This window comes from Kitasatospora sp. NBC_01302 (genome assembly GCF_035976515.1).
GTDB lineage: Bacteria > Actinomycetota > Actinomycetes > Streptomycetales > Streptomycetaceae > Kitasatospora.
Genome location: NZ_CP108404.1, coordinates 3,666,626 through 3,679,793, shown reverse-complemented (window position 1 = coordinate 3,679,793; position 13,168 = coordinate 3,666,626). Strand labels below are relative to the sequence as shown.

Here is a 13,168-nt window from a genome sequence, read left to right as displayed (position 1 = left end):
GCGAGGTGATGGTGTGGCGGGCAGTGCGCGGGCGGGCGGGGGCGAGGGCACCCCGGTGCCCGAGGTGACCGTGGTGCTGGCGGTCCGCCACGCGCCGGCCGCCCGGTCGGCGGCGCTCGCGGCGCTGCCGGCGCAGTCGATCCGGCGCCGGCGCTCCGGCGCGCTGGAGGTGCTGGCCGTCGCCGACTGCGCCCACGGTCCGGCCGACCAGTGCGCCACCGACTGCGCTGCGGGCCTGCGGCTGCGCGGCTGGGCCGAGCGGTACCCGGACCTGGTCCGAGCGGTCGAGCCGGCGGCCGCCGGGCAGCTGGCCGAGCTGGCGCGCGGGCGGTACCTGCTCCTGCTCGGCCCCGAGGAGCCGCTCGCCGCCCAGGCGCTGGAGCGCCTGGTGGCGCTGGCCGACCGGACCCGCGCCGACGTGGTGCTGGGGCGGCGGGCGTGGGACCGGCGGGCGATCTTCGACCGGTCCTGGACCCGGGTCGAGGCGGTGGACTGTGTGCTCTCCGGGGCGCTCGGCGCGGTCGCGCTGCTCCGGCGCGACCTGCTGACCGGCGCCGGGCTGCGTCCGCGGCTGGAGCTCGGGGAGCACGCGGCCCGCCCCCTCACCCTGGCGGCCTGCCTGAGCTCGCGCCGGATCGCGGTGCTGGGTGGGGAGGACTGCCTGGTGGCGGCCGAACCGGACGAGGCGACGGACGAGGCGGACGCGGCCACGGACGGGCCCACGGACGAGGAGCAGGATCGGGCAGCGGGAGGCCGGGCGGCCGGGCCGGTGGCCGGCCCCGGGCGGCCCCGGCACGAGGAGCGGCTGCGCGGGGTGGCCGCGCTGGTGGAGGTGGTCCGGCAGCTGGCCGAGCCGGGGGCGGAGCTGGCGGTGCTGCTGGACTGGGTGTCCGGCTGGGAGCTGCCGCAGCTGCTGTGCACCGACTTCCTGACGCTGGAGGTCGCGGCGCAGCGGCGGCTCTGCGCCGGGGTGGGCCGGCTGGTCGAGCGGCACTGCCCGCCGGTGCGGTTGCAGGCGGTGGCCGCCCGGGACCGGCTGCGGCTCGAACTGGCCTGCCGCGGCCGGGTGGCGGCGCTGCGCCGGTTGATCCGCTATCAGGCGGCCTACGGCGAGCCGGCCATGCACCTGGTCGCGGGGGAGCGGGCGGCGCAGCCCCTGGCGGTGGCCGCACCGGATGCCTCGACGCCGGCCGAGCCCGCGCTGGTGGTGCAGGTGTGGCGCGGGCTGGTGCCGGTCCAGCTGCGGCGGCGGCTGCGGCGGCAGCCCGCCTGGCGCGGCTTCGTGAACCGGGCCTACGCGCGCTGGGGCTGAGCCCGGCGCGGGCCGGGAGGGCCCCGGCCGGCGGGGGCTCAGGGTGAGGTCAGGGTGAGGTCAGGGACGGGAGAACGCTTGATCGCCCCGTCGATCGGTGACACTGGTCGGGTGGAGAGCGAGAACAGCGCGCAGGCAGCCGGGGCGGGCGTCCGGTTCACCGCGGCGGACGAGGAGAAGCGCCGCGGCGTGCGCCGGATGAAGGCGATCGCGACCGGGTTCCTGGCGGTGGCCTCCGTGGTCTACGCCCTGTCCACCTGGGCCGGCGCGGCCGGCTGGGGCAGCTGGACCGGTTACGTCTCGGCCGCCGCCGAGGCCGGCATGGTCGGCGCGCTGGCCGACTGGTTCGCCGTCACCGCGCTCTTCCGGCGTCCGTTCGGCCTGCCGATCCCGCACACCGCGATCATCCCGACCAAGAAGGACGCCTTCGGCCGTTCGCTGGGCCAGTTCGTCGGCGAGAACTTCCTCTCCGCGCAGGTGGTGCGCAGCCGGCTGGCCGCGCTCGGCGTCGCCCGTCGGCTCGGCGAGTGGCTGGCGGTGCCCGCCAACGCCGACCGGGTCACCACCGAGGCGTCGGCGGCGCTGCGCGGGGTGCTCGCGGTGCTGCGCGACGAGGACGTGCAGGCGGTGGTCGGCGAGGCGATCACCAGGCGGGCGGCGGCCACCCAGGTCGCCGAGCCGATCGGACGGCTGCTCGGCAAGGTGGTCGCCGACGGCGGCCACCACGGCGTGGTCGACCTGGTCGCCGTCCGGGCGCACGACTGGCTGAGCGAGCACCACCAGGACGTGGTCTCGAAGGTCGCCATAAAGTCGCCGGGCTGGACGCCCAGGTTCATCGACCACCAGGTCGGCGAGCGGGTCTACAAGGAGCTGATGCGGTTCGTCACGGCGATCCGGGACGACCCGCAGCACCCGGCCCGCGGCGCGATCGACACCTTCCTCGCCGACTTCGCGGTGGAGCTGCAGACCGATGCCGCCACCCAGGCCAGGGTCGAGCGGGCCAAGGCCGAGCTGCTGGCCCGCGACGAGGTGCAGGAGCTGATCGCCTCCTCCTGGAGCGCGGTGCGCACCCTGGTGCTGAACGCCGCCGAGGACGAGCAGAGCGAGCTGCGCCGCCGGATCCGCGCGGGGGTCGGCTCGTTCGGGCGGCGGCTGGCCACCGACGAGCGTCTGCAGGCCAAGACCGACGGCTGGCTGCAGGACGCGGCGCAGTACGTGGTGGAGACCTACCGGTCGGAGATCACCTCGCTGATCTCGGACACCGTGGCGGGCTGGGACGCCGCCGACGCCTCGCGCAAGATCGAGGCCAACGTGGGGCGTGACCTGCAGTTCATCCGGATCAACGGCACGGTGGTCGGGGCGCTGGCCGGTCTGCTGATCCACACCGTGGCCACCGCACTGGGCGGGTAGGCCGTGGCGCCGTCCGGCATGCCATGATGCGAAGTCTGTCCAGCCGGACGACCAAGGAGAAGATCAGCATGCCCCGAGGGACCGACGGGATCCAGGCGTTCATCGCCGGACTGCCCAAGGCGGAACTGCACGTGCACCACGTGGGTTCCGCCTCGCCGCGGGTGGTGGCCGAGCTGGCCGCCCGCTACGAGGGCCGCAGCCAGGTGCCGGCGGATCCCGAGGCGCTCGCGGAGTACTTCACCTTCACCGACTTCGCGCACTTCATCCAGGTCTACCTCTCGGTGGTCGACCTGGTCCGCGACGCCGAGGACGTGCGCACGCTCACCTACGGCGTGGCCCGGGACATGGCCCGCCAGCAGATCCGCTACGCGGAGCTGACCGTCACCCCGTACAGCTCGGTCCGCCGGGGCATCCCGGACGTGGCGTTCATGGAGGCCATCGAGGACGCCCGCACGTGCGCCGAGCGGGACTTCGGCGTGGTGCTGCGCTGGTGCTTCGACATCCCGGGCGAGGCGGGTCTGGCCTCGGCGGAGGAGACGGCGCGGCTGGCGCTCGAGGTCGGCGCCGAGGGGCTGGTCAGCTTCGGCCTCGGCGGGCCGGAGATCGGGGTGCCCAGGCCGCAGTTCAAGCCCTACTTCGACCGGGCCAGGGCGGCGGGCCTGCACAGCGTGCCGCACGCCGGGGAGTCCACCGGGCCGCAGACGGTCTGGGACGCGATCCGCGAGCTGGGCGCCGAGCGGATCGGGCACGGCACGCAGTCGTACCAGGACCCGGCGCTGATGGACTACCTGGGCGAGCACCGGATCCCGCTGGAGGTCTGCCCGACCTCCAACCTGGCGACCCGGGTGGTGGAGCGGCTGGAGGAGCACCCGATCAAGCGGTTCGTGGACGCGGGCCTGCTGGTCACCGTGAACAGCGACGACCCGCCGATGTTCGGCACCGACCTGAACACCGAGTACGCGGTCGCCGCGAACCTGCTCGGGCTGGACGAGGCGGGCGTGGCCGCCCTGGCCAAGAACGCGGTGGAGGCCTCGTTCCTGGACCGGAGCGGCAAGCAGCGGATCGCCGGCGAGATCGACGCCTACCTCGCGGGCTGGGACCGCCGCTGACGGGCCGGCCGGGCGGCGGTCTTCGCCGCCGGCCGGGGCGCGGGCAGGGCGGGCGCCTTGGCCCGGGCGGATCCCTTGACCGGGGCAGCTGCCTTGGTCCGGGCGGATCCCTTGGCCCGGACGACTGCCGTGGCCGGGGCGGATTCCTCGACCGGGGCGGCCGGCACGCCGGCCGCCCCGGTGCCGCGGTGCAGCAGGGCGCGCTCGGCGGCGGACCAGGCGCTGGTGGTCAGCAGGTAGAGCGCGGCGGCCAGCGGGACCAGGGCCGCGAACAGCACCGTGCCGAACGCGAGGTAGGGCGCGATCGCCGCGCCGGGAGCCTGCGGCGCGGCCTGGGCGGCGGCCCTGGCCCGGCGGAAGCCCACGTAGCCGACCGCGGCCAGCGCCGCGTAGAGCACGCCGAACACGGCGTACTGGCCCACCCCGTGCGCGGCGCCCAGGTGGGTGCCGAGCGGCACGCCGGCCAGCGTGTGCCCGAGCAGGTCGTTGTGGACGCCGTCGACGGTGGGCAGCGTGAAGAGGCGGTACATCACCGAGAAGAACGGGATCTGCACCAGCATCGGCAGGCAGCCCGCGAACGGTGAGGCCTGCTCCTCGCGGTACAGCTCGGCGAGCGCGGCCTGCAACTGCTCGGGACGGCCCTTGTGCTTCTTGTTGAGCTCGGCGACCCGCGGTGCCAGGCGGGTGCGGCTCTTCTCGCCGCGGGCCGCGGCCCGGGCCAGCGGGTGCAGTGCCAGGCGCACGCAGATGGTGAAGAGCACGATCGCGGCCGCGGCCGGCACGACGTGCGCGAAGGCGCCGACCACGGTGTGGGCGAGGCCGATGGCGGGATCGAAGATCGAGAAGATGGACATGCGGGGTGGGCCCTCCGGCGTCTGACGGGATGTGAGACGGCGGACGGCCGCGCAGCGCGCGGTGGTACGCGGGGGTGCCCGGACGTGGGTGCCGGACGGTGCCGGGAGGCTGGTCCCGGAAGGCTACGCGGCCGCCAGGGCCGCGCCCGGTGCCCTGGGCCGGCGGCGGCCCCGGGCGTCCGGATCGCGTTGCGGCAGGAAGGCGGTGCGCAGGGCGTGCCGCCGCAGGGTGCCGTCGCGCACCGCGTGCGGGGCGCGCGAGCCGAGCAGCCGGGCCAGCACGAACGTGGCCGAGAGCACACCGGCCAGCACCACCAGGGTGGCGGCCGTGGCCAGCGCGGTGAGGCCGCTGCTGCCACCGGGCAGCAGGTCACCGGTCAGCAGCCGGAGCAGGCCGAGCAGCAGGACGAGCGGATGCACGACCGACCTCCTCGGGGCTGCGGCGGGGACGCGGGACACGACGCGGGACGCGGCGTGGGAATCAGACCTTCAGGCCGATGGTACGACAACCGGGGCCGGTCACCCAGGGTGTCGCCGGGGGCGTTCAGTGCAGCAGGACGGTGTTGCCGGTCGCGGCGCTCTGCCGGGCGGCCTCCAGCACGCCCAGCGTGGCGACCGCGTCCAGCGGGTCCACCGGGGGCGGGGTTCCGGTGGCCAGCGCATGGGCCAGGCCGGCGTAGAAGGCGGGGTAGTCGCCGGGGTCGGTGACCAGCTGCGTCGCGTGCTCGTCGGTGCCCAGGGTGCCGTGCCGGGCGGGGTCCTCGACGCCCCACGGCCGGCCGTCGCCCGGGCGCCGGCCGGCCCGCAGGTCCGCCTCCTGCGGGTCCAGGCCGTCCTTGACGTAGCCGGCACGGTCGCCGAGCACCCGCAGCCGGGGCCCGGCCAGGGGAGCGATCGCGCTGGTCCACAGGTGCGAGCGGACGCCGCCGGTGTGGCTGAGGGCGAGGAAGGCGTCGTCGTCGACCACCGCGCCGTCGCGCCGCACGTCGATCTCCGCGTAGACGCTGCCGACCGGCCCGAACAGGGTCAGCGCCTGGTCCACCAGGTGGCTGCCCAGGTCGTAGAGGGTGCCGCCGGCCTCGGCCGGGTCGGCCAGCTCGCGCCAGCCGGCCTTCGGCTTGGGCCGGAACCGCTCGAAGCGGGACTCGAAGCGGTGCACCCGGCCCAGCGCGCCGGCCTCGATCAGCCGCCGAGCGGTGCGGAAGTCGTTGTCCCAGCGCCGGTTCTGGAAGACGGTCAGCAGCGTGCCGCGGGCCTCGGCGAAGCCGCACAGCGCGCGGGCCTCCTCGGCGGTGGTGGCCAGCGGCTTGTCCACCACGGTGGCCAGGCCCACGGTCAGTGCCGCCCGGGCCAGCGGCAGGTGGGTGCGGTTCGGGGTGGCGACGACCGCGACGTCGTACTCGCCGGCCTCGGCGAACAGCTGCTCGGGGGTGTCCAGCGCGCGGGCGCCCGGGTGCTCCGCGGCCAGCCGGGCGCGGCGCTCGGGGTTGGCCGTGACCACCGCGGAGAGGCTCAGGCCCGGGGTGGTGGCGATCAGCGGGGCGTGGAAGGCGGCGCCGGCCAGACCGTAGCCGATCAGGGCGACGCGGTACGGGGCGGGGGAAGCGGCGGTCATGCTCCTCACTCCATCACGCGGGCCCGGGTCCGGTGGGCGGGACGCGCTGCCGCGGCGTGGACGGGCCGACTAGGCTTGGCCCCGTTGGGGCAGCCAGTGGCGCTCCGGCCGGCCGTCGATGTCCGGTTCGGTGCGATGCGGGAAACATCCGTCGACCATCGCAAGACTTCGGGAGAGACGTACGTGGCAGAGCGCAAGCCGATCGAGTCCTGGCTGACCGACATGGACGGGGTCCTGATCCACGAGGGCACCCCGATCCCGGGCGCCGACGAGTTCATCCGCCGGCTCAAGGAGTCCGGCAAGCCGTTCCTGGTGCTGACCAACAACTCGATCTACACCCCGCGCGACCTGGCCGCCCGGCTCTCCGGGATGGGCCTGGAGGTGCCGGAGGAGTGCATCTGGACCTCCGCGCTGGCCACCGCGAAGTTCCTGGCCGGCCAGCGCCCCGGCGGCACCGCCTACGTGATCGGCGAGGCGGGCCTGACCACCGCGCTGTACCAGGCGGGTTACGTGCTGACCGACAACAACCCGGACTACGTGGTGCTGGGCGAGACCCGCACCTACAGCTTCGAGGCGCTGACCAAGGCGATCCGGCTGATCAACGCCGGGTCCCGGTTCATCTGCACCAACCCGGACGAGACCGGTCCGTCCACCGAGGGGGTGCTGCCGGCCACCGGCTCGGTGGCCGCGCTGATCACCAAGGCCACCGGCGTCGAGCCGTACTTCGTCGGCAAGCCCAACCCGCTGATGATGCGCGAGGCGCTGAACACCGCCGGGGCGCACTCGGAGAGCGCGGTGATGATCGGCGACCGGATGGACACCGACATCGTGGCCGGCCTGGAGGCGGGCATGGAGACGGTGCTGGTGCTCACCGGGCTGACCGCCGCCGAGGACGTGGAGCGGTTCCCGTACCGGCCGACCCGGGTGGTCAAGTCGATCGCCGACCTGATCGAGCTGGTCTGACGCACGGTCACGCGGCGGCCCGGTGCTGCCGGGCCGCCCGCCGCACCCGCGGGCGCGGCTGTTGTCGGCGCGGCTGTGTAGCGTTCGCGGTGAACGGTTGACGGGCGGGCCGGTTGGCCCGGTGTGGGAAGGTTGATGTGGTGACCGAGGTCGCTGAGGTGGATGCCGCCGTGTCGGGAGTCGAGCCCGGGGGAGAGTTCGAACTGCCGGACTCCTGGCGGGAGGTGCTGGCCGGGGAGACCGAGCAGCCGTACTTCGCCGAGCTGGCCGGCTACGTCGCCGCCGAGCGGGCCGAGCACGAGGTGTTCCCGCCGCGCGGGCAGGTCTTCTCGGCGCTGGCCGCCACCGCCTACCAGGACGTGCGGGTGCTGGTGCTCGGCCAGGACCCGTACCACGACAACGGCCAGGCGCACGGCATGAGCTTCTCGGTGCTGCCGGGGACCAGGACCCCGCCCTCGCTGCGCAACATGTTCAAGGAGCTCAACACCGACCTCGGCCTGCCGGTGCCGGACAACGGCTACCTGATGCCCTGGGCCGAGCAGGGCGTGCTGCTGCTCAACGCGGTGCTCACGGTGCGCGCGCACGAGGCCAACTCGCACAAGGGCAAGGGCTGGGAGAAGTTCACCGACGCGGTGATCAAGGCGGTCAGCGCCCGTCCCGAGCCGTGCGTCTTCGTGCTCTGGGGCAACTACGCCAAGAAGAAGCTGCCGCTGATCGACACCGAGCGGCACGTCGTGGTCCAGGGGGCGCACCCCTCGCCGCTGTCGGCCCGGCTCTTCCTCGGCAGCAAGCCGTTCTCGCAGATCAACGACGCGCTGACCGGCTTCGGCAGCGAGCCGGTCGACTGGCGCATCCCGGACCTCAAGGGCTGACGGGCGCCGGGCGGGCGACGGCGCCCGAGGTGGTGACGGGCACCACTGCGGGGCGCCGAGGGGGGTTGGCCGACGCCATGTCGGGGGGTGCCGGGGCGGCGGTACGGTGCCGGGACCCCAGCTGGAAGGTGGCGTCGATGAGGTCCGACCGGTCCGCGTGTCCGTCCGTGGTCGAGGAGGTGGCGGTCGCGGTCCCCGGCGGCGAGTTGGCCGTGCTGCGCTGGCCGGGGGCCGAGCCCGGTGCTCCGGTGGTGCTGGCGTTGCACGGCATCACCGCGAACGGGCGGGCGTGGGAGCTGGTGGCCCGCGAACTGGCCGGGCGGGTCACGCTGCTGGCGCCCGACCTGCGCGGCCGGGCCCGCAGTGCGGGGCTCGGCGGCCCGTACGGGATGGCCCGGCACGCGGACGACATGGCCTCGGTGCTGCGCCAACTGGCGGGCGGGGCGGGCCCGGTGGTGGTGGCGGGGCACTCCATGGGGGCCTTCGTGACCACCCGGCTGGCGGTGCGGCACCCCGAACTGGTGCGCCGGGTGGTGCTGGTGGACGGCGGGGTCGGGTTTCCGCTGCCGACCGGGACCGGTCCCGAGGCGCTCGCCGCGATGCTCGGCCCGGCGGTGGCCCGGCTCTCGATGACCTTCGCGGACGTGGCGGCCTACCGTGCCTTCTGGCAGGCGCACCCGGCCTGGCCGAGCCTGGACGAGACGGTGGCGCAGGCCTATCTGCTGCGCGATCTGACCGGTAGCGAGCCGCTGTTGCGCTCCGGGTGCGAGCGCGAGGCGGTGGAGGCCGACGGCACGCAGCTGCTGCTCGACCCGCAGGCCGCCGCCGCGGTGCGCCAACTGCCGTGCCCCGCCGAGCTGCTCTGGGCCGAGCGCGGTCTGTTCGACGAGCCCGAGGCGGTCTACGACGAGAAGCGGCTGGCCAGGGCCGAACTGACCGGCCCTGACCTGGCGCTGCGCCAGGTCAGGGGCAGCAATCACTACTCGATCCTGATGGGCCGGGCCGGTGCCCCGCTGGTCGCCGAGCGGATCCTGGCGGCCGCGAACCCGGCCTGACGGACTACTGGGCCGCCGGGCTGCCGGAGGCGGGGGCGGCGCCGGGGGCGCCGAGGAAGCTCTCCCAGCCGCCGGCCGGCGCCTGGCCGATGCCCAGCGAGCGCAGCTTGCGCAGGGTGGACTCGTCCTGCACCTCCAGCCACTCGACCAGCTGGCGGAAGGACACCATCCGCACCTCGGGCTTGCCAGCGATGGCCTTGATGGTCGCCTCCACGGCGTCCATGTAGATGCCGCCGTTCCACTGCTCGAAGTGGTTGCCGACGAAGAACGGTGCCCGGTTGCCGTTGTAGGCGCGGTTGAAGCCGGCCAGGTAGGAGCCGGCCGCCGCGTCGCGCCACTCGTTGAACTTGCCCGGGTCGCCCTTGGGGTCGCCGTTCGACTGGTTGGCCATGATGTTGTAGTCCATCGAGAGCACCTCGAAGGAGTGCCCCGGGTACGGGATGGACTGCAGCGGGAAGTTCCAGATCGCGCCGTTCTGCACCTTCTGCGGCCAGACCTGCTTCTCGCCCGGCGAGCTGGCGTCGTACTTCCAGCCGAGCTTGGCGGCGGTCGGCAGCAGGTTCTTCTGCCCGTCCAGGCAGGGGGTGCGACCGCCGATCAGCTCCTTGGTGTAGTCGAAGGGCAGCGGCGGCAGGTCGGTGAAGCCGGTGTTGGTCTTCCACTGGGTGACGAAGGAGACCGCCTGCTGGATCTCGCTCTCCCAGTCCTCCGGCGACCACTTGTTGACGCCGTTGTGGTCGGGGCGGGTGGAGCAGAAGTGGCCGTTGAAGTGGGTGCCGATCTCGTGCCCCGCGAGCCAGGCCTGGCTGACCATCTTGATGGTGTTGCGTATCGCGCCGTCGGACAGGTACGGGATGTCGGAGGCGCCGACCGAGTGCTGCGGCGGGTGGTAGAGGCTGGTCTTCGTCTTGGGCAGCGTGTAGATGCCGGAGAGGAAGAAGGTGAAGGTGGCCTTGTACTGGTCGGCGAGCTTGAGGAAGCGGTCGAACTGGCCGTCGTCGGTGGCGCCGGCGCCGTCCCAGGAGAAGACCACGAACTGCGGGGGGCGCTCGCCGGGCTTGAGCTTCTCGGCCTTGGGCTGGTTCGGCTGCGGGCCGGAGTCGGAGGTCGAGCCGTCGCCGATCGGGGTCACCTTGCCGGACGGCGAGCCGGAGGGCGAGGGGGCCGGGCTGCCGCTGCCGGACGCGCCGCCCGGGCTGCCGGCGCCGCCCGGCGCGCTGTCGGAGTGTGAGGCACTGCTGCTGCCGCACGCGGTGAGTGCCCCGAGGGCGGCCGTGGCCGCCCCGGCGCCCAGTACGGTCCTGCGCGAGATGCTGCTCATGGTCTCCCCAGCCAGCTCGAACCAGGCCGCTTCCGCGGGCATTGCGGAAGCTGCCAGGGTAATTACGGCATTTGATCAGATTATTTAAACCAGGATGTCATGCGGCACTGGTTGGATCCAGGAGCAACCGTACCCGCGCCGCCTCTGGAGATGACGCCAAAAGTCGGCCGATGGCTGCGTCGGCGGGGTTCTGTTGCAGTCCTGGGACATTTCGGACGTGCGAGCGGGCAGGGGCACGGGCAACACCCCGGCAGCCGTGGGGAACCCGGGGTCCCGGTGGGTCTCAGGCGGGGTCGACGGGCAGCGCGGCGGCCAGCCGCCGGTGCCGGCGGACCAGGCGCGCGACGGCGGCGCTGATCGCGGTCGCGGCGGCGCAGGAGACCGCCATGCTCAGCCAAGTGGTGTTGAACCAGTGGCTGTTCAGCCAGCCCAGGGTCACGATGTAGCCGGCCCAGACCAGGGCGGCCAGCGCCGACCAGCGCAGGAAGCGGTGCGAGGGGGCCGGCGAGTGGCCGATCGCCAGGTCCAGCACGGTGCGGCCACCCGGCACGAAGCGGGCCACGATCACCACGGCGGCGGCGGTCCGGTTGGTCCGCCCGTCCAGTGCGTGCTGCACCCGGCGGATGTTGCCGGCCATCTTCGGCCGCTTCGCCAGCCGGCGCCGCACGAAGGGTGCGCCGCGCCGGGCCAGGGCGAGCAGCAGCACGTCGCCGAGGAAGGAGGAGAGGGCGACGGCGCCGGCCAGGATCAGCGGCGCACCGGCTATCCGGTCGGTCTTCAGGACGGCCAGGATCACCAGGGTGCCGCTGGGCAGGAAGGGCAGGAAGGCGTCGCCGAGGACGGCCAGCACGGCCAGCACGCAGAACCAGGACGACGTCACGAGCGCCGCGCTTCCCAATGGATCCAACTCCCTCCGGACCGCCCGGAGGAGAACAGGTGGCTCAGGGGTACCACGCTATCGGCTCTGTATGAACGCTTGCTGAGGGCCCCCTGCGCTGCGCGCTCCTCGGGTACCGGGCGGCGCCGCGGACAGGCGTGGACCCCCGCGACGGGGTGTCCGTCGCGGGGGTCCACGAGGGTCGCCCGGAACTGGTCCAGTCCACTGGCGTGACTGAGGCGCGGGCGCTGATCGGCGCCCCGCTGCGGCATCCAGCCTGCCCGACCCGAGGGGCGCTTAGCGAGATCGGCGGCTGGCGAGAACCGGCGCTGGCGTGATCCCGCCAACACGCAGGGCGACGATGCGCAGCCGGCGGGCCGCCCCGCTGACACCGGATCAGCCGCGCAGCGGGTCCGGCACCGCCTGCCAGGGCCGGACCAGCAGCACGAAGGAGGCCAGCGTCGCCAGTGCCATGCCGAGGATCACCACCGCCATCGGCAGCGCGCTGTCGTGCCCGCCGAGGCCGACCAGGGCCGGCGCGATCGCCCCGGTGAGGAACTGCATGGTGCCCAGCAGCGCGGAGGCGGTGCCGGCCGCGTGCGGGGCGCGCTGCAGGGCCAGCGCCGAACTCGGCGTGCTGACGATGCCGAGCCCGGCCGCCATCACGAAGAGCCCCGCGGTGATCCCGGGCAGGCCGCCGTGGTGCCCGGCCGCCATCAGCACCAGCGCCACCCCGGAGAGTGCGAGCAGCAGGGCCCCGGCGAGCTGGATCAGGTGCGAGGGGAACCGGCCCAGCAGCTGGCGGCCGGTCAGCTGGGACAAGCCCGCCAGCCCGACCTGGACCAGCGCGAAGACCAGGCTGTAGCGCTGCGCCGAGCCGTGGTAGACCTCCTGCACCACGTAGGGCGAGCCGGCGATGAAGGCGAACAGCGCGCCGAAGCCGAAGGACACCGTCAGCAGGTAGGCGCTGAACAGCCGGTCGGCCAGCAGGCCGCGCATGGTCCGCAGGGTGTCGCGCAGCCCGCCGGTGCGGCGCTGCCCGGGCGGCAGCGTCTCGCGCACCAGCAGCACGGAGGTGACCAGGATCACCAGGCCGAGCACGGTGAGCACCCCGAACACCCCGCGCCAGGAGGTGACGCGCAGCAGCTGCCCGCCGAGCACCGGCGCCACCAGCGGTGCCGAACCGGAGATCAGCATCAGCGAGGAGGCGAACCGGGCGGCGGCCAGACCGTCGAACAGGTCGCGCACCACGGCCCGCGAGATCACGATCCCGGCCGCGCCGGACAGGCCCTGCAGCACCCGGCAGGCGATCAGCACCCGGACGTCCACCGCGAGCGCGCAGCAGGCGGTGGAGAGCACGTACAGGCTCATGCCCACCAGCAGCGGGCGGCGCCGCCCGAGCGCGTCGCTGAGCGGCCCCGCCACCAACTGGCCGAGCGCGAGGCCGACCAGGCAGGCCGTCAGGGTCAGCTGGACCATGGCGTCCGAGGTGTGCAGGCCGGTGGTGATGCCGGGCAGCGACGGGAGGTACATGTCCATCGAGAGCGGCGCCAGCGCGCTCAGCGAGCCCAGCACCAGGGTCAGCAGCAGGCCGACCGACTGGACGGTGGTGAGGGGTTCCGGGGCGCGGGCGGGCGCCGGGGTGGTCGCGAGGCGGCGGCTGTCAGGCATCACCCCACCGTAGGGCCTGTACCGATGTCTCGAACACCACAACGGCCGCCCCGGGGAACAGGCGCCGGGTGCGCGCTGTTGTCCCGCTGCGGAACGGCAGTGCGAAGCG

12 protein-coding genes are annotated in these 13,168 nt (G+C 74.1%); 6 read left to right on the top strand and 6 right to left on the bottom strand.

What is annotated here, in order from left to right:
• The first annotated feature begins 13 nt into the window (after positions 1-13).
• From OG294_RS15610 to OG294_RS15600, 3 genes are all read left to right on the top strand, one after another.
• Complete coding sequence (locus OG294_RS15610) at positions 14-1,312, top strand: hypothetical protein (RefSeq protein WP_327067109.1); 1,299 nt, start codon at positions 14-16, stop codon at positions 1,310-1,312.
• A 198-nt stretch (positions 1,313-1,510) separates the two neighbouring features.
• Positions 1,511-2,722 carry a DUF445 domain-containing protein gene (locus tag OG294_RS15605; RefSeq protein ID WP_327071562.1) on the top strand — a complete coding sequence of 404 codons (1,212 nt, stop codon included), beginning with the start codon at positions 1,511-1,513 and terminating at the stop codon, positions 2,720-2,722.
• A gap of 68 nt (positions 2,723-2,790) precedes the next feature.
• A complete protein-coding gene (locus OG294_RS15600; protein WP_327067108.1) occupies positions 2,791-3,831 on the top strand; it encodes an adenosine deaminase in 1,041 nt (346 codons plus the stop codon).
• Here OG294_RS15600 and OG294_RS15595 read toward each other — a convergent pair.
• The 3 genes from OG294_RS15595 to OG294_RS15585 all read right to left on the bottom strand — a co-directional run bounded on the left by OG294_RS15595 (position 3,804) and on the right by OG294_RS15585 (position 6,300).
• Positions 3,804-4,685 (bottom strand): YidC/Oxa1 family membrane protein insertase, encoded by an 882-nt coding sequence (locus OG294_RS15595; RefSeq protein ID WP_327067107.1) that lies wholly within the window; start codon positions 4,683-4,685, stop codon positions 3,804-3,806. The genes OG294_RS15600 and OG294_RS15595 overlap by 28 nt on opposite strands.
• A 123-nt stretch (positions 4,686-4,808) precedes the next feature.
• Complete coding sequence (locus OG294_RS15590; protein WP_327067106.1) at positions 4,809-5,105, bottom strand: DUF6412 domain-containing protein; 297 nt, start codon at positions 5,103-5,105, stop codon at positions 4,809-4,811.
• 124 nt (positions 5,106-5,229) lie between these two features.
• A complete protein-coding gene (locus tag OG294_RS15585) occupies positions 5,230-6,300 on the bottom strand; it encodes a Gfo/Idh/MocA family oxidoreductase (protein ID WP_327067105.1) in 1,071 nt (356 codons plus the stop codon).
• Between the two features lie 183 nt (positions 6,301-6,483).
• On the opposite strand from OG294_RS15585, the gene OG294_RS15580 reads away from it, so the two are divergent.
• The 3 genes from OG294_RS15580 (at position 6,484) to OG294_RS15570 (ending at position 9,190) form a co-directional block, all read left to right on the top strand.
• Positions 6,484-7,263 (top strand): HAD-IIA family hydrolase, encoded by a 780-nt coding sequence (locus tag OG294_RS15580; RefSeq protein ID WP_327067104.1) that lies wholly within the window; start codon positions 6,484-6,486, stop codon positions 7,261-7,263.
• A gap of 170 nt (positions 7,264-7,433) precedes the next feature.
• Positions 7,434-8,135 carry a uracil-DNA glycosylase gene (locus OG294_RS15575; protein ID WP_442789332.1) on the top strand — a complete coding sequence of 234 codons (702 nt, stop codon included), beginning with the start codon at positions 7,434-7,436 and terminating at the stop codon, positions 8,133-8,135.
• A 137-nt stretch (positions 8,136-8,272) separates the two neighbouring features.
• Entirely contained in the window at positions 8,273-9,190 is a 918-nt protein-coding gene (locus tag OG294_RS15570) for an alpha/beta fold hydrolase (RefSeq protein WP_327067103.1), read from the top strand.
• A gap of 4 nt (positions 9,191-9,194) precedes the next feature.
• Here the strand turns inward: OG294_RS15570 and OG294_RS15565 are convergent, their stop codons facing one another.
• The 3 genes from OG294_RS15565 to OG294_RS15555 form a co-directional block, all read right to left on the bottom strand.
• Complete coding sequence (locus OG294_RS15565; RefSeq protein ID WP_327071560.1) at positions 9,195-10,511, bottom strand: hypothetical protein; 1,317 nt, start codon at positions 10,509-10,511, stop codon at positions 9,195-9,197.
• A gap of 283 nt (positions 10,512-10,794) precedes the next feature.
• Positions 10,795-11,391, bottom strand: coding sequence for a DedA family protein (locus OG294_RS15560; RefSeq protein ID WP_327067102.1), 597 nt, complete (start codon positions 11,389-11,391; stop codon positions 10,795-10,797).
• A 393-nt stretch (positions 11,392-11,784) separates the two neighbouring features.
• On the bottom strand, positions 11,785-13,059 hold the full coding sequence (locus OG294_RS15555; RefSeq protein ID WP_327067101.1) for a multidrug effflux MFS transporter: 1,275 nt from the start codon (positions 13,057-13,059) through the stop codon (positions 11,785-11,787).
• Positions 13,060-13,168: the final 109 nt, after the last annotated feature.

Coding starts and splice junctions, on each gene's coding strand:
- OG294_RS15605 (WP_327071562.1), top strand. CDS start 1,511: ATGAAGGCGATCGCGACCGGGTTCCTGGCGGTGGCCTCCGTGGTCTAC.
- OG294_RS15600 (WP_327067108.1), top strand. CDS start 2,791: ATGCCCCGAGGGACCGACGGGATCCAGGCGTTCATCGCCGGACTGCCC.
- OG294_RS15595 (WP_327067107.1), bottom strand. CDS start 4,685: ATGTCCATCTTCTCGATCTTCGATCCCGCCATCGGCCTCGCCCACACC.
- OG294_RS15585 (WP_327067105.1), bottom strand. CDS start 6,300: ATGACCGCCGCTTCCCCCGCCCCGTACCGCGTCGCCCTGATCGGCTAC.
- OG294_RS15570 (WP_327067103.1), top strand. CDS start 8,273: ATGAGGTCCGACCGGTCCGCGTGTCCGTCCGTGGTCGAGGAGGTGGCG.
- OG294_RS15565 (WP_327071560.1), bottom strand. CDS start 10,511: ATGAGCAGCATCTCGCGCAGGACCGTACTGGGCGCCGGGGCGGCCACG.
- OG294_RS15555 (WP_327067101.1), bottom strand. CDS start 13,059: ATGCCTGACAGCCGCCGCCTCGCGACCACCCCGGCGCCCGCCCGCGCC.